Source organism: Shewanella sp. Sh95, from assembly GCF_001308045.1.
GTDB classification, from domain to species: domain Bacteria; phylum Pseudomonadota; class Gammaproteobacteria; order Enterobacterales; family Shewanellaceae; genus Shewanella; species Shewanella xiamenensis.
This window is the reverse complement of sequence record NZ_LGYY01000235.1, coordinates 48,368-63,659: the sequence shown is the minus strand read 5'-3', so window position 1 is coordinate 63,659 and position 15,292 is coordinate 48,368. Positions and strand designations below refer to the sequence as shown.

General features: G+C 45.8%; 13 protein-coding genes and 1 riboswitch. Of the genes, 2 read left to right on the top strand and 11 right to left on the bottom strand.

The window, feature by feature from the left end; translation table 11 throughout:
• Window positions 1-101 precede the first annotated feature (101 nt).
• Window positions 102-2,738, bottom strand: coding sequence for a type I DNA topoisomerase (topA, locus tag AEA42_RS17500; protein ID WP_055648457.1), 2,637 nt, complete (start codon window positions 2,736-2,738; stop codon window positions 102-104).
• 331 nt (window positions 2,739-3,069) lie between these two features.
• On the opposite strand from topA, the gene astB reads away from it, so the two are divergent.
• Window positions 3,070-4,404, top strand: coding sequence for an N-succinylarginine dihydrolase (gene astB, locus AEA42_RS17495; RefSeq protein WP_037419515.1), 1,335 nt, complete (start codon window positions 3,070-3,072; stop codon window positions 4,402-4,404).
• A gap of 83 nt (window positions 4,405-4,487) precedes the next feature.
• On the opposite strand, the gene AEA42_RS17490 is transcribed toward astB, so the two are convergent.
• From AEA42_RS17490 to AEA42_RS17455, 8 genes are all read right to left on the bottom strand, one after another.
• On the bottom strand, window positions 4,488-4,985 hold the full coding sequence (locus AEA42_RS17490; protein WP_037427450.1) for a GNAT family N-acetyltransferase: 498 nt from the start codon (window positions 4,983-4,985) through the stop codon (window positions 4,488-4,490).
• A gap of 34 nt (window positions 4,986-5,019) precedes the next feature.
• Window positions 5,020-5,568, bottom strand: coding sequence for an NAD(P)H nitroreductase (locus AEA42_RS17485; protein WP_037427451.1), 549 nt, complete (start codon window positions 5,566-5,568; stop codon window positions 5,020-5,022).
• A 129-nt stretch (window positions 5,569-5,697) separates the two neighbouring features.
• Window positions 5,698-6,291 carry a DoxX family protein gene (locus AEA42_RS17480; RefSeq protein ID WP_037427453.1) on the bottom strand — a complete coding sequence of 198 codons (594 nt, stop codon included), beginning with the start codon at window positions 6,289-6,291 and terminating at the stop codon, window positions 5,698-5,700.
• Window positions 6,292-6,342: 51 nt separating this feature from the next.
• Window positions 6,343-7,215 carry a DUF6279 family lipoprotein gene (locus AEA42_RS17475; protein WP_037427454.1) on the bottom strand — a complete coding sequence of 291 codons (873 nt, stop codon included), beginning with the start codon at window positions 7,213-7,215 and terminating at the stop codon, window positions 6,343-6,345.
• Between the two features lie 178 nt (window positions 7,216-7,393).
• Window positions 7,394-8,533 carry a phosphotransferase gene (locus AEA42_RS17470; RefSeq protein WP_037427456.1) on the bottom strand — a complete coding sequence of 380 codons (1,140 nt, stop codon included), beginning with the start codon at window positions 8,531-8,533 and terminating at the stop codon, window positions 7,394-7,396.
• A gap of 74 nt (window positions 8,534-8,607) precedes the next feature.
• Complete coding sequence (gene pnuC / locus AEA42_RS17465) at window positions 8,608-9,273, bottom strand: nicotinamide riboside transporter PnuC (protein ID WP_037427459.1); 666 nt, start codon at window positions 9,271-9,273, stop codon at window positions 8,608-8,610.
• A 116-nt stretch (window positions 9,274-9,389) separates the two neighbouring features.
• A complete protein-coding gene (locus AEA42_RS17460) occupies window positions 9,390-9,650 on the bottom strand; it encodes a hypothetical protein (protein WP_037427460.1) in 261 nt (86 codons plus the stop codon).
• A 102-nt stretch (window positions 9,651-9,752) separates the two neighbouring features.
• Window positions 9,753-11,954, bottom strand: coding sequence for a TonB-dependent receptor (locus AEA42_RS17455; protein WP_055648403.1), 2,202 nt, complete (start codon window positions 11,952-11,954; stop codon window positions 9,753-9,755).
• Window positions 11,955-12,007: 53 nt separating this feature from the next.
• A riboswitch (TPP riboswitch) is annotated at window positions 12,008-12,117 on the bottom strand.
• A 223-nt stretch (window positions 12,118-12,340) separates the two neighbouring features.
• Here AEA42_RS17455 and AEA42_RS17450 point away from each other — a divergent pair.
• On the top strand, window positions 12,341-13,021 hold the full coding sequence (locus AEA42_RS17450) for a Crp/Fnr family transcriptional regulator (RefSeq protein WP_037427464.1): 681 nt from the start codon (window positions 12,341-12,343) through the stop codon (window positions 13,019-13,021).
• A 76-nt stretch (window positions 13,022-13,097) separates the two neighbouring features.
• Here AEA42_RS17450 and tsgA read toward each other — a convergent pair whose 3' ends face one another.
• Window positions 13,098-14,252, bottom strand: a complete 1,155-nt coding sequence (gene tsgA / locus AEA42_RS17445; RefSeq protein WP_037427466.1) for an MFS transporter TsgA — start codon at window positions 14,250-14,252, stop codon at window positions 13,098-13,100.
• 50 nt (window positions 14,253-14,302) lie between these two features.
• Window positions 14,303-15,007: a purine-nucleoside phosphorylase gene (gene deoD, locus AEA42_RS17440; protein WP_037427467.1), complete on the bottom strand. Its 705-nt coding sequence runs from the start codon at window positions 15,005-15,007 to the stop codon at window positions 14,303-14,305.
• Window positions 15,008-15,292: the final 285 nt, after the last annotated feature.

The window sequence follows — 15,292 nt, the reverse complement described above, 5'->3', positions numbered from 1 at the left end:
TTATTGGTTGAAATCTAACTTAAGCAGTAACACAACCTAGAGCATATTCACAAAGCGTTCATCCTCAATGACGATTTGTGAACATGCCCATAAGCACATGTTTATTTCTTCGCTTTCTTCGCTGATGATTCACTTACCCATTTACCACTAACATAATGGGCGGACCATCCAGTGGCTTTACCGTCGACTTCAGTCGCCACATATTGCTCTTTGGTCTTACGGCTAAACTTCACCGCCGCCTTATTGCCGTCATCATCAGCGATAGGTGCATCTGCAAGATACTGATATTTAGGCCATAAGAGTTCACGGTATTTCACTAATTCTTCAACCAGTGGCGCACGGGTTTCCCTCGATTTAGGGAAGGTACTGGCCGCTAAGAATATCCCTGCCGCCCCGTCACGCAGCACAAAGTGCGCATCCGACTTACTGCATTTCAGCTCTGGTAAGTAAATAGGATCTTCTTTTGGTGGCGCCGCTTCACCGTTTTTCAGTAATTTACGGGTATTCTTGCATTCCGCATTCGTACAACCGAAGTACTTACCAAAACGACCGTTTTTCAGTTCCATATCATGACCGCAGCGGTCACATTCGATTAATGGGCCTTCGTAACCTTTAATCTTAAATTGCCCTTCTTCGACTTCATACCCCTCACAAACAGGGTTATTACCACAAACATGCAGTTTGCGTTTTTCGTCGATAAGATAACTGTCCATCGCCGTGCCGCAAATACCACAGCGGTGCTTGGCACGCAATGCATCGGTTTCGGCATCTTCACTATCGCTGATCGCTTCAATGCCTGGCGTTAAGTTCATGGTGGTTTTGCAGCGCTCTTTTGGTGGCAACTCGTAACCAGAACAACCGAGGAATACCCCTGTTGTGCCGGTACGGATCCCCATTGGACGACCGCAAGTCGGGCACTTAATATTGGTCATCACCATTTGATTGAGGCGCATACCGCCCTCTTCCGGTGCTAATTCTGCTTTCTCTAATTGTTTAGTGAAGTCAGCATAGAAACCATCGAGCACTTTTTTCCAATCCAACTCACCCTTGGCAACATCGTCTAGGGTCTGTTCCATACTGGCGGTAAAGTCATAGCTCATCAACTCGGCAAAACTATTGACTAAGCGTTCACTGACTATTTCGCCCATTTTTTCAGCGTAGAAGCGGCGGTTTTCCACTTTCACGTAGCCACGTTCTTGGATCGTCGAAATAATGGTGGCGTAGGTTGACGGACGGCCAATACCGCGCTTCTCTAACTCTTTAACCAATGACGCTTCACTGTATCGCGCTGGAGGCTTAGTAAAATGTTGTTTAGGCTCGAGTTCAACGAGAGATAATACATCCCCTTCGTTCACTGCCGGTAGCGTATTGTCTTCTTCGTTTTTCTTCTTGATTGCAGTTTGAACACGGGTCCAACCGTCAAAGCGCAGGATGCGTCCTGTTGCTTTAAGTTCGTAGTCGCCTGCTTTCACCGTGAGTTTAGTCGCATCGTATTGGGCAGGTGTCATCTGGCAGGAGACAAACTGACGCCAAATTAACTCGTAAAGGCGCTGCGCATCACGTTCCATATCAGTTAAGGCCGCAGCTTCAACATTGACATTTGAAGGACGAATCGCTTCGTGCGCTTCTTGTGCGCCTTCCTTAGAACCGTAGCGGATAGGCTCGGCAGGTAAATACTTGGCGCCGTATTCCTTGCCAATCATCTCACGTACGCTGCCTAAGGCCTCTTGGCTTAGGTTTGTCGAGTCAGTACGCATATACGTGATGTGACCCGCTTCGTACAAGCGCTGCGCCATCATCATGGTTTTCTTCACACCAAAGCCTAAACGAGTACTGGCCGCTTGTTGCAGGGTGGAGGTAATAAAGGGGGCAGAAGGTTTACTTTGAGTCGCTTTGTCTTCACGGGCAATCACTTTAAAGCTGGCCGAAGATAAGGCCTGCACCGCAGCTAACGCTTGTTGCTCGTTGGTTGGCTCAAAAGCTGAATCTAAATACTTAACCACTTCCATGCGCAGTGCTTCGCTGGCTGGCGTATTGAGCTCAGCATGCACATCCCAAAACTCTTCTGGCACAAAGGCTTTGATTTCGCTTTCACGTTCCACCACGAGACGCACTGCCACAGATTGCACCCGTCCTGCGGATAAACCACGGGCAACCTTCTTCCACAACAGTGGTGACACCATAAAGCCGACGACACGGTCTAAAAAGCGTCGTGCCTGTTGGGCATTAACCATATTGGTGTCGAGGGAAGAAGGCTTACTAAAGGCTTCTTGAATCGCAGATTTGGTGATCTCGTTAAACACCACGCGCTGATAACGTGAAGGATCGCCACCAATCACCTCTTGCAAATGCCAGGCGATGGCTTCCCCTTCACGGTCTAAGTCCGTTGCGAGATAAATTTGGTCAGCAGAATCGGCTAAGGCTTGCAGCTCTTTAACCACTTTCTCTTTACCCGGTAGAATTTGATATTTAGCCGCCCAGCCCTTTTCAGGGTTAACGCCCATACGCGATACCAGCGCTTGATGATCTTTCATCTTTTTGTATCGCGCCTTTTCTTCTGGCGACATCTTCTTTACTTCGGCGGCAGGTTTCACCTTATCTGTGCCGTCAGATATAGAAGATGTAGGCAGATCACGGATATGACCTACGCTCGATTTAACGATGAATTCTTTGCCAAGATATTTATTAATGGTCTTAGCTTTGGCCGGTGATTCGACAATAACTAGCGATTTACCCATAGTTTGATTTGCGCCAAAAAATCTCAAGAAGGTGGAAATTGGCTCCATATATAGAGGGTTGCATTGAGAGTTTCAAGCTAATCCCTCTTTTATATGTACCAGCGAGTCACTTTTTAATCAAAGTTGAAAAAATGTAAAAAAATAATATTGCGTAATTAAAAACTAATATTTCATTATTTGCCAGCAAGCAAGAAATAGTTATGCATTTATCACGAAAAAGTCGCTTTGAGCACAAAACCGTGCGCTTGTGCCCACAAAAACCTTCAGTATACTGGGTCGCTTCAGGGACCATTTGAATAAATAATAACCTTCCCTATCACAAGGATATGCAATGAAGCACTTTGAAGCGAATTTCGACGGACTCGTTGGGCCAACCCACAATTATGCCGGTTTGTCTTTTGGCAATGTGGCCTCACTCAACAACGCCGCTTTAGTCTCTAATCCTAAAGCCGCCGCTAAACAAGGTTTGCAAAAAGCCAAAGCACTCGCTGATTTAGGGATGATCCAAGGCATGTTAGCGCCACAAGAGCGCCCCGACCTTAACACGCTGCGCCGAATTGGTTTTTCTGGCAGCGATGCCCAAGTTTTACAACAAGCCGCTAAAACCGCGCCTGCACTACTTAATGCCTGTTGCAGTGCTTCAAGCATGTGGACGGCTAATGCGGCTACCGTGTCACCCAGTGCCGACACCCGTGACGGTAAACTGCATTTCACGCCCGCTAATCTAGTCGATAAGTTGCATCGCAGCATCGAGCCCATCACAACGGGGCGCATCTTAACAGCAACTTTCAATGATCCCCACTATTTTCATCACCATAATCATTTACCTGAGCATAATAGCTTCGGTGATGAGGGCGCAGCGAACCACACTCGCCTGTGTCAGGAATACGGCCATGCTGGGGTTGAACTCTTTGTTTATGGACAAGAGGCGACAAATCCTCATGCTCCTAAACCACTGAAATATCCGGCAAGACAAACCCTCGAGGCCTCGATGGCGATAGCAAGATTGCATCAACTCGAAGAGGATAACTGCGTTTTTATTCAACAAAATCCCGACGTGATTGATCAAGGCGTATTTCACAATGATGTGATTGCCGTGGGTAACCAAAATGTGCTTTTTTACCACGAGCAAGCATTTTTAAATACACAGGCAAAATTGGATGAAATAAAACGCAAACTCGATACCGAGTTATATTTTATCGAAGTTCCAACCGCCAAAGTGGCGATTAACGATGCGGTGAAAAGTTATCTATTTAATACCCAAATCATCACTCTCCCCTCAGGAGAGATGGCGATCATTGCCCCAACCGACTGCCAAGAAAACCCCGCTGTTTATGCTTATTTAAATGAGCTACTCACCTTAAATACGCCAATCAAACAAGTGCTGTATTTCGATGTGAAACAAAGCATGCAAAATGGCGGCGGCCCAGCCTGCTTACGTTTACGGGTAGCCATGAATGAGCGCGAAGTTGCCGCAGTAAATCAACACACTTTACTTAACGATGCTTTATTTGCACGTTTAAACGCTTGGGTAGATAAGCACTATCGCGACCGCTTATCGACCCAGGATTTAGCCGATCCGCAATTAGTTATCGAATCACGCACCGCGCTAGATGAGCTCACTCAAATTATGAAACTCGGGAGCGTATATCCATTCCAGCGATAGTGTTTCAGTAAAAAGTAACGTTAGTTAATCGTATAATGAGGCCCCCAATGTTGGGGCCTCATTTTTTGAGTGCTTCGAATTTATCAGGAAAATAATTCAACTGGGGGGGCATTAGGCGTTAGCTGCAACTCGGTTTCAAACGACATGCCTAATTTATTCAACAGCGACTTAGAGGCCTGATTATGTGGGCTGACAATCGCGACAATCCGTTCAATCCCTAAGGTTTTACCGAATTCCAGTGATGCCCTAGCGGCTTCAAACGCGTAGCCTTTGCCCCAATATTGAGGCAAAAAAGCATAACCTAAATCCACATCCTTCAGCGTGGGTCTTTTAATTAACCCGCAGATCCCAATCGGAAAACCATTTTCGGCCAGTACCACGGCAAATAACCCAAAACCATGCTCGCGATAGCTGATAGCAGGCCCATTAGCGATATAATCCTTGGCGTCCTGCAAGCTACGCACTCCTTTATCGCCGATATTGTCGATAAATCCTTGGGTGTTGAGTAGCACCAAAATAAATGACGCATCATCGGGCGTTAACTGCCGCAGCAGTAATCTTGGGGTTTGGGCAACTTGCATACTAAGGACTCCCATTCAGAGGGGATAAACTAGGTTATAGGTAACGGGCGTACTGGCTGCCATCCTTTTGCGGTTTTTTCGGTGCGGCTACCGCTGGGGTGCCAACATATAAAAAGCCGACGATTTGATCCTCTGGCGCTAAGCCTAATGCTGCATTCACATTGGCATCGAAGGCAAAATCTCCCGTGCGCCACACTGCGCCTAATCCTAAGGCAAACGCGGCCTGCTGCATTGCCATCGTAGCGCAGCCCGCTGCAATTTGCTGCTCGAGCACTGGCACTTTAGGATGTTGTTGGGTTTTCGCTACAACCGTAATCACCATGGGCGCACGCATCGGCATCCCTTTGGCTTTGTTGATAAAATCTTCATCGGCGCCGCTGGCTTTGGCGGCATTAACATAGATATCCGCTAAGGTGTCTAAACCCTTGCCCGAGGCAATAATAAATTCCCACGGCGCTAACGCGCCATGATCCGGCACTCGAATCGCCGCATCTAAAATGATTTTAAGCTCATGCTCATTGGGTGCTGGCGCGGTTAATCTTGGAGTAGATTGGCGGGTGAGTAAAAGTTCGATAGCGTCCAAGTGATTATCCCTATTCTTATAAATGGGTGCGTATAAATTGGCTCAAGCATAGCAAATTGCGGCTAAAGAGGTACTAAAAATCCCACGTAAAAGTGGGATTGAAAGCGTTTATAGGCAACGTCGCTCGGCTTACTTTACGCCATAACGCTTAGCGATAACGTAATCAAGACTGGTATAACGCCCACCTCCTAGGCTTAAGAGTGCCAGCAACATAATGAAATAGGTCACCGCAAACTCAATTCCATTATTCAATACAACCAAGTTACCTGAACTGGTTAACCAATCGTAATTGCCGTATTGCTGCAACAGGGATTTGGCCTTATCCAGCTTGTCACCCGCCTCGAGCACCCGCTCATTTGCCAGCCATGAACTGCCATCGGCAATTGCCAGCCAACCATTCGGCCAATGCACGGTAAAAGCGGCCACCAGCATAGTGATCATCATCGGGATAGAAATCAGTCGCGTGGCTAATCCGAGTAATAACAAAATCGCCCCAAAAAACTCAGTGCCCGCCGCCAGCGCAGCCATTAATGTCGGCATTGGTAGACCCAGCCCCCAGTCGGGATTCGCAAACCAAGCGACGGTGTCTTCAAAATGTGCGAGTTTGTTATACCCCGCCTGCATCAGTACAGGTGCAAGATAGAGCCTAAGGGCTAAGGGTGCGAGTCCATCAAACAGACGGCTAGCATTGAGTGATTTTTGATAAAATGAAACGAGGGACATGGGCTATATCTTCAACAAAATGACGTTGCTCAATAGACCTTGTCACCAGGATTAATCTTTCATAGTCTTAACAGCCTTTTCGATTCCCTCTTGATTTAATTCGCGAAGATCTTGAATAAGCTTGTTCAGCTTCTTATAAAAATGTTTCGACTGCTTAGGTGTCAAACTAGCATTAATGGCCAGCAATAACGCCCCAAAGGCCTCGGTGTTTTGCCTTAAAATAGCGCGGTGTTTTTCTGATTTAAGCTCGTCTGGCTGTGTCATCAGCAACGTCAAACGCTCGGTCAGCAGCGGAATATCGCTGCGCTGCCCAAGGGCAACCTCAAATTGGCGCAGCCATTCATGGCGGTAGTCGAGCCACATATCTAGGGTGGATAGCCGCTGTTGATTATATTGATGGATAAGCGCTTTTTGCTCATCCGTTACGCTCCCCAGCCAGTCATCGAATTGCTCGATAATATTCTCATCAGCCTCTTGTTGTAACTGCTCTGGAGTTTTACCGGCAAATTCCTTAATCAATTCCTGCTCGTCTTTTCGAGACTGGGTAAGAATTTGCTTTACCTGAGAATCCGTTAATGATGCGATGATCGGCAACATGTCAGGTAGCGCAAACTCAAATAACCTAAACCAATGCCGCTTGGCGAGTGTGACATGCTCAGCCCAAAGCGCAGGGGTTAAGGTATTGGTTTGAATGAGATGTTCAACTTCGGTTAACTGCGCCACATAGTGAGCAAGCTCTTCAGATTGATGCCAACGCACAAACTTTTCGATAAGCCGATCCATACTCTTTTGCTGAGTTTTATCTAAAGTGACATAGTCATCTAATTCCCAACCGATAGCCCAATCCAGAAAATGGTAACTAAACTTAGTCGAACACGCGGATACCCCAAACACCAATACCAACAGCAACAAGGTTTTTTTCATCAATTTGCGTCCTTTCTCTCTTTGTCATCCTACGACACCCAAGTTAACAAAAAGTTGCATCAATAACATAGCAGTAAACATCACGCAGTGTTTGACCTTAACTGTTTTGCTTAAGTGGTTTTACAGAGGATTATGGGTGCAAGCATCTTTGACTAAGTGTGGAAGCGTAAAGATGTGTTTAAGCGTCTTGGCTTACCAGCGGCCAAAAGCTATCAAACCAAGCAAGATACGCCTGCTGACGCTCTACATCGGTTTGCGCCGCCATCAGTAGCGCCCAGTAAAGCGCAAACACCCAATACATTTCAATTGCAGCTGGAATCGCCGTGATCGCGGTGGATGTGAGGCCTGGATGTTTTGCAAGATATTGCTGTACTAAAATATGCCGCTGCGCTGGTGTTAATCTGTGGGTTGCCAGCACAGCGGCCAGCTCACATAAAGGATGAGAGGCAGTGGCGTATTCAAAGTCGATACAATACAGCCGGTTATCCTTTAGCAGCAGATTATGCGGATTTAAGTCTCGATGGCAAAATTGCGCCGCCACCAAACAATCGGCTAACGCGTTTGTCCAACGATGAATTTGCGGTTGTAAGCCCAACAATGAGTCCAACCGCGTCTGCCAAGCGCTACCTTTATCGGTTTCAGCAAAGGCTAATAACTGCTGATGATATTGCTGCCACTGCTCTGTCACGCTGATGTGATAAGGCCCAGCGGATTGCAAGCGTAGCTGTTGCAATAATTGCTGCAATAGAGAATGTGCATAATTTGGGCACTGGAATTCAAGTAATGTCAGCGGTGTGAACTCTGCGGCGAAAGACTGAGGCGTGGGAGTCTCGTATAATGCGCACTCAAGATTTTCAGCATGCGCTTGCAGCCACCTTTGCACCCACAGTTCTCCATGGATGAATTCGGCCGCACTACACTGATATTCCAAGTCGTTCCAGTTAACCGCGTGATAAAAATCAGCCCCGTCGCCGAGCATATCCGGCGTCCGAGAAACGTTAACTCGACAGGCAATCTCCTGTGATTCGATAAATGCACTTACATAGTAACGATGATCGCAACTGGCCCATATCAGCTCAGGCGCAAGCTTTGCCTTAGCCAGATTACGCCAATAAAACAACTCCTGCTCTCGAGAACAAAACCGGTCGGCGGCATCGGCATTAAGACGTAACACGTATTGTGCCGCAGGTGTTTGAATATGATAGTTATGATTACTTAATCCACCCGCCAACTCATGGATATGCGTGATATGGCTTAGCCCTGCCTGGCGTAATATCGGAACCAGCCTTGCAAACACCTCAGCAGATAACGGCTGCATTAACGGCTTACCACTGATGTTGCAGTTAAGATCTTAGGTGTTGGCAGTTGGTCCATATCAGTATTTGTCATCACTTAACCAAGTAACTTAGCGGCACGTTCGCCATTAAGATTGAGACGACTCTCGGCCAGTGCGGTGCGCCATAGGAAATAGCCCACAACAGCTAACCCCACATAAAGCACAAATAATAATGAGGTCAGCATAAGGCCTTTACTCAAGTAGAGGTAAATCGACACCAGATCGATAACGACCCAATACAGCCAGTTCTCCAACACTTTTTTGGCGACTAAATAGGTGGTCATCACCGCAAAACAGGTGGTCGCAGCATCGAGATAAGGAAAAGAAGCTTGAGTAAAGGTCGCCATACCATGACCAATACCAAGGGAAACTAGCGCCGTAGCTGCAATCAACTTTAAATGGGTTTTCAGCGGCCAAGTGGTCACCTTAACGCCTTGATGTTTATCACCACCTTGAGTCCAAAGCCAATAGCCATAAAGTGCCATGCCCATATAATAGATATTCAGCATCGACTCCATCAGCAATGCTACTTTCCAAAACAACACAGTGTAAATGGCAGTGCTGGTAAATGCCGCGGCCCAGCACCATACGCTTGCCTTCATTGCCAGTAGCAAATACGCCATGGCTAATACCACAGCAAGTGCTTCCCACGCGGTCATCACATGGACTTCCCCAAGGGCGGCATTAACACTATTGACTAGCGTTAACCATAAATCTGTCATTGCCTTACTCTCACGATAAATCGCATTCTAAAAACCTGTAGGCTTGAGCCGTAATTGTGTGAGTCAGCCTTAGCTTAACCACTGATATCGCGCAGTGGCTTAGCTCATTAAAGGCGCTACTCGCTGTGGGCTAAATTTAGCTCGCCACCAATAAACTTACACACAAACACGGCTTTGCCCCACTTCTCATGGGCGGCTTGCATTTCGGTGGCCAGCATCGCCATCACGTCCGAATAGTCGCCGCACACTTGGGTCGCCATCGCATTGGTAACACGTTGAATCGTGGGATAACTGTCTAAACGATGAATAAACCATTTAATTGGATCGAGGTAGTTTTCATTAAAAGGATACATGCTAATTTCGGCGGTCAGTTTCATCTTCAATCCTTATTTCAAATACTTATTATAAAAATAGCCGCACCGTGAAACGGTATAGCATAGCACTTCAAGTATCTCTCCACAGCGCGGCTAGCTTGGGTACTACATAAACTTAACGTTCAGTGTTACCCCAATTTGGCGTGGATCGCCGTAACGGATATATTGTTTTTCCGCCCAGCCATTATCGGGCTCATTACCAAAATAGAAGCCACGAACGCCATATTCTTCATCAAATAGGTTGCGGCCCCATAAATACGCTGACCACGCACTTGCCTCATAACCTAAACGCGCATTCACAACAGTATATGGCTCGGAGCGCGAATCGTTACTGTCTGAGTAGTAAAACTCGCTCTTACCACTCATATTCAAGTTGGCAAACCAACCCGAATTCGCACGATAAGTGCCGCCTAGGCTATAGGTTAAGTGCGGTGAATGGGCCAGATCGCGCCCCGTTAAATCCACATCAGTACCGTATTTATCTTGATATTGGTAATTACCGTAAGCAGTCTGTAACCAACCAAGGCTTGAGTAAAACTGGAGATTATCCGTGGCATACCAAGTTGCATCCAGCTCGGCACCGTAGTTGTTTGAGCTACCCGCATTTTCAGTGTAGAGAATAAACCGTTGTGGCTTATTAGGATCTTGCTGGGAAGCCGCCACTTGCTGATCCTGTCTATCCATATAGAACAGCGCCAGATTAGTATCGATAAGCCCTTCAAACCAATGGGATTTTAAACCGATTTCGTAGTTGTATAAGGTTTCCGTATCAAACTCTTTTTTATCATTGAGTTCGACTGGCAAGGTCATATTAAAACCACCAGCCTTGTAACCTCGCGCCACACGGGCGTAGACATTGTGGGACTCATTGAGCACTTTACTCAGCGCAATATGGCCGCCCCACATGGTTTCACTCGGATCAAAATTATCATTGTTAGTGTCGGAGTAATGACTATTACGACGCTCCACACGCAGCCCAACAGACAAGGCATAGTCAGCACCTAAATCTGTGTCCAGCTGACCAAATACGGCGTAATTGGTTGCTTCATATTCAGAATCTAACACCTCATCAGGCCAAGTATTATATTCAGAATACAGTTGGTTATCTTCTTTAAGGTTCATCGCATAAACCCCAAGTAACCAGTCGGTTGAGTCTGCAAAAATACGGCCTTGGTCGGTCGAGCTTAAACGGAACTCTTGGGATAAGGTTTTACGCTGACCGGTTTTGTCCCAGAAGTAATCGTACTGACAAGGGGCGAGATTGCCCTCATCCTCACATTGCTTGGATGCCCAATACTCAGGGTTTGCCCAATCGCCATCGTAACTATAGTGGTGATCGGTATTGGCAAATGACGTCAGCGAGGTCAACTCAAACTGCTCTGCCCCAGAATATGTCGCTTTAAAACCTGCGCCGGTGGTGCGCTGGCTATCGACACCCGGTTGATCAGATAGGGTGTTTGTCGGATCGTTGGTCAAACTCCAGACATCATAACCGTTATCAAAATCGGCATGCAGCAGAGTTAAATCCAGTTGCAGATCATCGGTGGCATACCAGCGTAATTTCGCGCGGCCAGTAAATTCATCACGGCCATTAGTATCTTCTTTATTTAAATACAGATTATCGCGATAACCGTTTTGCTGATGTTGCTGCAGTGCCACACGGTACAGCAATTTGCCGGAATCGCTTAAGGGACCAGAGCTAAAACCACTGAAGGTTTGTAGATCGTCATTACCTAAAGAAACCTCAGCGCCATGTTCAAACACATCGGTTGGGTCATTACTTTTAAGGTAAATTAAGCCCGCTAACGCATTGGCGCCATAGCGGGTTCCCTGCGGGCCGCGTAACACTTCAACCTGTTGCAGATCGTACATGCTCGACACCATGCCGATACCGGATAAATCTATATCATCAACAATATAACCAACGGATGAGTTAGGTGCGCCTTGATATTGCTCCTGCTCACCCACGCCACGGATCTGAAAATACTTGGGGCGAGAACTACCACCTGACCAGTTAAAGTTAGCGATGGAGTTCATCACATCTTCAAAGTGCTGGGCGCTTTCATCTTGAATTTGCTGGGCATCGATAACGGTAATGCTTGAAGGCATTTTTTCTAGACTGGCACTGCGAAAATCCGCCGTAACCACCATGATTTCCATATCATTATTGGGATCAGGTTTGTCGATAGCATCAGTTTGTGCCCATGCCGACGCACTTAACGCCGCAGAGACGGCCAGCGCTAATGGTGTACGAGTTAACGATATCGTGAAGATTGAAGATTGGTTGTTAGACTTTTTGTTAGACATAGGACCTCAAATACATGTTTGAGATCCGGCAACGAATAAGCGATTCAGAAGTGTGCTGTTGATTGGCCCATTCCTACGCCGGTATTAGCCGGATCAGGTTCTAAGGGTTCGTCTGATGACATCTCAGTCTGCCGAATGTTGGCAAACACCCCTTGGCGGCGCTTAGTATACATGACGAAAATAATAAAGTAGACACACTTGTGCCGGCGATATCCTGAAATATCACTAAAACCGTGTCTTTCTACACAATGTTAAAAATCTTATGCCAAACGCCCGCAATCCCAATGCCTAAAATCGCCAGTCAACTCCTTTGGCCCATTTGACCGTTTATCACGATAATGTTATAGAAGGCCGCCATTTTACATAGGATAAGAGGATCACACTCAATGCAGCTAAAACCGTTAGCCAAAGGACGTTATAGCCAGCGATGGGAGCAAGACTATCCCCTTATTGAAGCGGTGATACTCAGCTGTATCAGCGAAGTTAAAATGCTTAAAAAAGGCGCTCACCTCATGACACAAGGTGAAGCCATGACCTCACTGGTGTTGGTAAAACAAGGGCGCGTGTCGCTTGGCCATACCGCCAGAAATGGTCGATGTTTTCAATTGGGGACTATCGATTGTGATTCGCAACTCTTTGGTGAAATGGAGTTTTTTACTCAGTATCACTGCCAGTTGGATATTATTGCTAATGAAGCCTTAGAAATCATGGTCATAAGCGCCGAAAAACTACAACATTCCCTCGGCCAGCACCCACAGCTAGCGTTATTTTTTGCCAGCGCCATTGCTATTGACTACCAAGACACCGTCGATATTTTTACCCGGCGCCTGCTGTATCCCATCAGCTATAACGTGGCATATGATATTTACCACGAATATTTAAATGATTTACCCGTTGATGGCTTTAGTAAGCGTTATTTAGAAGCGGAGCGATTTGGTACAACCGATCGCGTTTACCGACGGGCACTACAGTTGCTTGAAGAACGTGGCCTGATTGAACGCAATAAAGAAGGCATAAGGATTAAAGATCTCAATGCCCTTAAACAATTCGTTGAAGCTGCGATATAACCAAATAAAAAAAGCCCACTCTCGAGGTTATTTATTCGCAAGAGTGGGCCAAATCAATTAACGTCGCAAATGGACTTTAGGCCGCAGCAGGTTTCATTCGGCCTGAAACAATCAGCATGATAAATATCGCAACATAAAGTAGCGGAATAACATACATCACCGTTTGCAATCCAATAATACGTTCAAAGAATGAGCTAATGGCGGGACTAAACATCGCCCCCGTGCTGCCGCTGATCAGAATATAAGACACATTTTTACTGCTCGCCTTTTTAACAAAAGACACACCATAAGCAATAAATGCGTTGTAAAGAGCTGCGCACACAAAGCCATAACCATAGGTTAAATAACCGATCCAATTAAGCTTATCAGTTGTCACAATCATAAAGGTGATGACCATAGCAAGACCGATAATTGCGACTAGAAAATGGTGGATTTTTACCCGAGTCACAATCAGCGTCGAAATTAACGCACCAATCAGTGCAGCTGACCAATATTGAGTAATAATATTGCCCGCGTCTTCAAATGGAATATCAAATTTTTGCTTAACAAATAAAGGGGCCCAGGTTAAAAACGTATACAGCGCCAACATACCTAAAAATAACCCAATACCACCGCTAATAATGCCGAAATTCCATTCAGATTGTTGCTTATCTTCCGTATTCGATGATTGCTCACATAGCGAAAAATTAGTGAACAAAGTAATAATCACGGTTCCTAACGCGACTAAACCTACGGCTAAGTAACTGTAACTCCAAGACAATGAACTTGTGAGTGCGTAAGTTGTGATTAAAGGAAAAATAACTCCCGCAATATTAAATGTGGCATCTTGCACGACGAGCATGGTGCTTTGTAATTTCTCTTGCCACACTGATACCACTATCGTTCCCGCAATACATAGCCCCACACCGCCGCAAAAACCAATCAAGGTCATGGCTATCATCACCACTTGTAGCGAAGCGGTAAGATGTAACGCGACAGCACACAATGCCACTAGGCTGTAACTAATTAAGGTAATTCGCTTGATACCCAATTTTTCAATAAAGAAAAAAGCGGCAATAGTCCCCGCCAGTGCGCCGCCATTAAGCAAGGAGAATATTGAAGCAACGTCATTCACGTTTGCTGCAAATTTATCCGCTATGGGTTCAATCAGCATCCCAAATTGAGTGGCAAAGCCCGCCATTATAAAATTAGCGAGAAAACTAATTGCGGTTAAGGTGATTTTATTATTCATTTTGTCATTCCATCAGTGAAATGCTAAGGGTACAAAGGATAGCGTTAACCCTAATTAAGCGCGGTTTCTAAGGCGAGCTCGATCATATTATTAAAGGATAATTGACGCTCTTGCGCCGTGGTTTCTTCACCAGTTAAACAGTGGTCCGACACGGTCAGAATGGCTAAGGATTCAATTCCCTGTTGATGTGCCAAGCCATAAAGTCCTGCCACTTCCATATCAATACCTAACACCCCGAAACGCTCAAGCGCCGGGATCATATCTTCGTCGGGATCATAGTAAAGATCGCCACTAAATACGTTGCCAACTTTCACGCTAATACCTTTTTCATTGGCTTTGGTATAGGCTTTGTGCAGTAAGGAAAAAGTGGCTGAGGTCGCCATTTGGTAGCCACTGCTGCGTTTAGCATTCGTTGGGGAATCTGTGCCAGCGGCTTGAGCTAAAATCACATCGCGCATTTCGACATGCTGTTGGGTCGCCCCTAAACTGCCGATACGAATAATACGTTTAACGCCGAAAAAATTAATCAACTCATGGCCATAGAGCACCATAGATGAAATACCCATACCATGGCCCATCACCGAAATGCGTTGTCCTTGGTAATAACCGGTGTAACCCAACATATTGCGAACGTTAGTCACTTCTACGGCATCGGTAAGATAGGTTTCAGCGATATATTTCGCCCGCAGTGGATCGCCTGGCATAATAACAGTTTCAGCAAAATCAGTGGGTTGTGCATTAATATGAGCCGTCATAGGTCTATCCTCATGTGGTAATATGCAGATAGTAGTGCTCAAACACGAAATATTTTTAGGACTAAAGTCCGGATTTTCTCTTGCTTAACCCCTTTTTTGTTAAAAGTGGATAATTTGTCGCAACGTTTACACTTAGCATTATAAAACTCAGTAACAAAATACAACTTAACACATTGTATTTTATGCAAATAAAAAAGACTCACTCCCGAATAGAGTAAGTCTTATTAAAATATCTTTTATCTCAAAAATGCAGAAAACTCGGTACAAACTCAACAAATCCAACAG

Excerpts from the sequence above, each read along its gene's own strand:
- topA (WP_055648457.1), bottom strand. The coding sequence starts at position 2,738 with ATGGGTAAATCGCTAGTTATTGTCGAATCACCGGCCAAAGCTAAGACC.
- astB (WP_037419515.1), top strand. The coding sequence starts at position 3,070 with ATGAAGCACTTTGAAGCGAATTTCGACGGACTCGTTGGGCCAACCCAC.
- AEA42_RS17490 (WP_037427450.1), bottom strand. The coding sequence starts at position 4,985 with ATGCAAGTTGCCCAAACCCCAAGATTACTGCTGCGGCAGTTAACGCCC.
- AEA42_RS17480 (WP_037427453.1), bottom strand. The coding sequence starts at position 6,291 with ATGTCCCTCGTTTCATTTTATCAAAAATCACTCAATGCTAGCCGTCTG.
- AEA42_RS17475 (WP_037427454.1), bottom strand. The coding sequence starts at position 7,215 with ATGAAAAAAACCTTGTTGCTGTTGGTATTGGTGTTTGGGGTATCCGCG.
- AEA42_RS17470 (WP_037427456.1), bottom strand. The coding sequence starts at position 8,533 with ATGCAGCCGTTATCTGCTGAGGTGTTTGCAAGGCTGGTTCCGATATTA.
- pnuC (WP_037427459.1), bottom strand. The coding sequence starts at position 9,273 with ATGACAGATTTATGGTTAACGCTAGTCAATAGTGTTAATGCCGCCCTT.
- AEA42_RS17460 (WP_037427460.1), bottom strand. The coding sequence starts at position 9,650 with ATGAAACTGACCGCCGAAATTAGCATGTATCCTTTTAATGAAAACTAC.
- AEA42_RS17455 (WP_055648403.1), bottom strand. The coding sequence starts at position 11,954 with ATGTCTAACAAAAAGTCTAACAACCAATCTTCAATCTTCACGATATCG.
- AEA42_RS17450 (WP_037427464.1), top strand. The coding sequence starts at position 12,341 with ATGCAGCTAAAACCGTTAGCCAAAGGACGTTATAGCCAGCGATGGGAG.
- tsgA (WP_037427466.1), bottom strand. The coding sequence starts at position 14,252 with ATGAATAATAAAATCACCTTAACCGCAATTAGTTTTCTCGCTAATTTT.
- deoD (WP_037427467.1), bottom strand. The coding sequence starts at position 15,007 with ATGACGGCTCATATTAATGCACAACCCACTGATTTTGCTGAAACTGTT.